The sequence below is a fragment of the Halioglobus sp. HI00S01 genome (assembly GCF_001635445.1).
Lineage (GTDB): Bacteria > Pseudomonadota > Gammaproteobacteria > Pseudomonadales > Halieaceae > Halioglobus > Halioglobus japonicus.
In genome coordinates, this window is record NZ_LWEE01000379.1 from 1 (window position 1) to 359 (window position 359).

The 359-nt window shown below is 56.8% G+C and carries 1 pseudogene; it reads right to left on the minus strand.

What is annotated here, in order from left to right:
• Positions 1 to 29 precede the first annotated feature (29 nt).
• Positions 30 to 359: pseudogene (locus tag A3709_RS24270) on the minus strand (reverse transcriptase); the annotation flags it as partial.

Genomic DNA, 359 nt, shown 5'->3' on the forward strand with positions numbered 1-359 from the left:
CTTGAGATAGATGGCCGCTAACAGCGGACTCAGGGCGAGCCCCGGCCTATGCCTTTTTTGATGACGTTAAAGATGCCACCCGATTCCACTGTGCGGCCAATGACCTGTGTGAGTAACCGCAACACTGCTTTATCGGGCACCAGCGCATCCAGCTGTTGCAACAACACGGTGTGGTCGATGTTCTCGTAGTAACCCTTGACGTCGGAGCGAAAGACAAACTGATTCTGCGGCAGTTTAGCGCGCAACCAACGCAGCGCCCCCTTCAGGCCACCCTGGCCTTTTACATGAGTACAGCGCGGCGAGACCGGCAAGGCTGAGCCCAGTACCATCGCCATCGCTTTCTGTACCAGGGCATCTTC